At 33.2% G+C, this 3,501-nt stretch carries 3 protein-coding genes and 1 pseudogene; all 4 read right to left on the minus strand.

The window, feature by feature from the left end; genetic code table 11:
• Nucleotides 1-521 (minus strand): M81 family metallopeptidase (locus tag RT405_RS00760; protein ID WP_313466779.1); only part of this gene is annotated, 521 nt, incomplete at its 3' end.
• 30 nt (nucleotides 522-551) lie between these two features.
• A complete protein-coding gene (locus tag RT405_RS00765) occupies nucleotides 552-1,982 on the minus strand; it encodes a glycoside hydrolase family 1 protein (RefSeq protein ID WP_313466780.1) in 1,431 nt (476 codons plus the stop codon).
• Nucleotides 1,983-2,096: 114 nt separating this feature from the next.
• The gene (locus RT405_RS00770) at nucleotides 2,097-2,882 is read right to left on the minus strand and encodes a MurR/RpiR family transcriptional regulator (protein ID WP_313466781.1); all 786 of its coding nucleotides are present in this window, start codon (nucleotides 2,880-2,882) and stop codon (nucleotides 2,097-2,099) included.
• 374 nt (nucleotides 2,883-3,256) lie between these two features.
• Nucleotides 3,257-3,501, minus strand: a pseudogene (locus RT405_RS00775) (pyruvate oxidase); the annotation flags it as partial.

The raw sequence follows: 3,501 nt of genomic DNA on the forward strand, positions 1-3,501 counted from the left end.
TGCAGTAAGTCAACCATCATTTTAGCTACAATTCTATGTGTCTCTATTAAATCTGTATGAGGCGATTGTCGGTAGCAACGCCCAATCGTCATCATCGACACGTATTCTTCGGTTAAATTTCCATGCGGATCCATAACTACGCAAATAGGCAAATACGGACCTGTAATTTCACGGATATCTTTTAATAACTGTCTTTCCCCAGAACCTTCTGGTAAGTTTTCTACTTTACTCGCACCATGAAGGAATAAGAAAATCCCATCCAATTCATGCAAATTTTCTTTAATCACTCGCATCATTTTAGCGTAAATATATTGATAGGCTTCTTTACTAACGATTTTAGCCGAATGCGCATCAGCAAAGATTGCAGGAATAAGCTCAATATTGTTCTCATTAAAAATATCTTCTACATGCATTGAATGAATCAGGTTTTCTCCGAATTTGAGATTAAAGCTGTCTAATTCAGTTAAACCATGTACATGTTCATTACTTTCTAAGGTATAGTGACCCATTAAAATTTTCACGTTAACACCTTCCTCGGCAAGCGATAGAATCTATTCCATACTTTGACTGTAATTATTGATAAAATCTTTATACCAGTAATAGCTTTTTTTAGGTATACGTTTGAAATTATTTTCAAAATCTACTCTTACCAACCCATATCTTTTCTCGTAGCCATTAATCCAACTGTATAAGTCCATTGTTGACCAATGGTAGTAGCCTTTTACATTAACTCCCTCTGCTTTAGCAGCCAGCATATACTCTAAAAACTCATTAAATATTTCGATTCTTTCATTATCTTCTACATAGCCATTTTCATCAGGAGATTCATAAATTCCATGACCATTTTCGGCAATCAATATTAGTGGATTTCCATATCGTTCTTTTATTTCAACTAAAGAGGTATGCATAACTCTAGGATTAATTTCTCTTCCCCATTGGTTACGTCTCACTTCTTTATCAAATGAACTTTCAAATAAACCTTTAAGACGAATACCCTCTAAACTTGTGCTATTAGCTCCTTTATTGTTATGAAAAATTTCTGTTTCTCCATTTTCCCAATGTTTCACGTATTGTCGGTTATACAAATTAAGACCTAAATAGTCTCCTTTTCCCTTACTAAATATTTCTGCATCGTTCTCACTATGATAAATCATAAAGTTAAACGTCTTCTTCATTTCTTCAAGTTCATCAGGTAACTTTCCTTCTAACGCTGGTACTAAAATCATACGGTTGTAAAAGAAATCTGCAATTTTAAATATTTCCTCTTGTTGTTCAGCTGCAGGGTCAACTTCAACGCTACCATTATCATGTACAATACCGATAATGCCATCGATTTTCATTTGTTTGAATGAATGGACTGCTTTAGCACTTGCCAACATTAAGTTATATTGATATTGAAAATACGACTGAATATCTGCGTAACGATTTGGCGGATAGTTCCCTACTATATTCGAACAATAACTATAGTAGCGAGGCTCATTAATGGTTGCCCAAATCTTCACTCTATCTCCAAACTCTTTAAAACAAACCTTTGCGTATTCATCAAAGTAGTCCGTAATTTTATTGTTTAACCAGCCACCTTGCGCAGCTAATGTAAGCGGCAAATCATAGTGGAAAAGTGTAACATTCGGCTCTACATCTTTTTCTAAACAATAATTAATAACATTATTATAAAAATCAATACCTTTTTGATTGATTTCCCCTGTGCCATTAGGTAGTATTCGTACCCAAGAAATGGAAAAACGGTATGTGTTTTGTCCTCCTTCTACCATTAAATCAATGTCTTCTTTGTATCGGTGATAGAAGTCGCTCGCATCATCGCCATCCTCATTGTGAATATTGAGTACGCTATGGTGATTAAAATAATCCCATTCTCCTTCTCCTTTACCATCTTCATTCCAAGCTCCTTCACATTGATACGCAGCAGTTGCTGATCCCCAAAGAAAATCTTTATTGCTAAAAACATCTGAATACTTTCGCATTATGATACCTCCATTGATTTTTATTGGTAGCGTTTTCTTAAATTAATCATAACTTAAAGCCAAAAAAAAAGTGGTTCAAAATTTGAACCACTGAATCTAAGATCGTTTATACAATTAGTGTTTATACGTAAAAATATAATGTTCTGAGAGCAAATCAAAAAAATACGTAATCCCATATTTTCCATATAACCCCATTTTATCATCAGAAATATCATTTTTGCTAATGTAAATAATTTGGTCATATACTTTTTTATATTCCTCGCTATGACTACCAGTAATCAGAATTTTTTTTCCGTCAATTTCATGAATGATGTCATTGATCGCTTCTGCAAATATACCTGAAACAGAAACAACCATTATAAGGTTCGTTTCTCTAGAAGAAATATCCATTTCATCCCTATCAAAGTAATTATCTACAATTTTAACAATTTTTTTGGCATAGAATAACTCTTGTTGAAATTTCAGTAAATTTGCGCTTATATTATTTGCACTGATCATTGAAACACCTTCATGCTCATTAATCAAACTTGCTAGGCTGTCGATAATGTCATCCGTAATGATATCGTTCATTTCGATTACCATCTTTGATAATTCCTCAGTTACTTTTTTTCTGAAGCTCCCTATATTTTCAAATTCCCGTAAATGGATATTAGAAGGGAAAATGATATCTGATAATGAATGTTTTAATACACTGAAATTTTCGTACCCCAATCTATTACAAAATCTCCTGATTGCTGATCGCGAAACATAAGCTTCATCCATAATCATATTAACCGTTATATTTTGTATATTATCAATATTATGCAAGATATATTCCGTTGTCGAATAATCGCTATCGTATACTCCCTCATTAATAATAGCAGCTAAACTGTTTAACAATCCTAAATTATTAATATTCATTTTATAACGCACCTCACTCTTAAACGGTTATTTTATAGTAGGTTCTTAATAATTTACATCATCCTTCTCTTGATTTTGATAGTAAGGGAAAAGTGTTTCTAGAATACTCCTTTTCTTATCTAAATTTAACCAGAAAACAAGATCTTTTCTTCCTCGTTGAGGCAGATGAATATTCAAATCCTTCTAAAATCAATGGAAAAAGAAGCTGTTCCGCATAAAACTAGTATAATGAAGCCAGTGAAGGCTCTCCTCTTTCGTTTCATCTAGATACTTTAACCATAACAGATTCTGGTTCTTTTTGTACATCCAAAAGAGAGCGAAATACAAAAAAACAAGCACCTACTAAGTGCTTGTCCAACGTTTAAAATTAAAGTTTAATTATTACCTCGTTGATCTACTTTTGATTGAAGCCCTTCTTGTTCTAAGAAGTAACTGAACGGTTCAAGATCTTCTGCTTCGTACCGTTCTTTGAATGCTTTTATAACTTCTTCTGGATAAAGTTTTGCATCTAATTTTAGCTCTTCCACTGGAATTGGACGATCATGGTTAATTTTCACATCAATCAGCACGGTTCGGCCAGCTTTTTCCTGCTCAACAGCCTGATGAAAAACTTCTTTTA

Source organism: Carnobacterium sp. (genome assembly GCF_032094055.1).
Classification (GTDB): Bacteria; Bacillota; Bacilli; order Lactobacillales; family Carnobacteriaceae; genus Carnobacterium_A.

Excerpts from the sequence above, each read along its gene's own strand:
- RT405_RS00765 (WP_313466780.1), bottom strand. The coding sequence starts at position 1,982 with ATGCGAAAGTATTCAGATGTTTTTAGCAATAAAGATTTTCTTTGGGGA.
- RT405_RS00770 (WP_313466781.1), bottom strand. The coding sequence starts at position 2,882 with ATGAATATTAATAATTTAGGATTGTTAAACAGTTTAGCTGCTATTATT.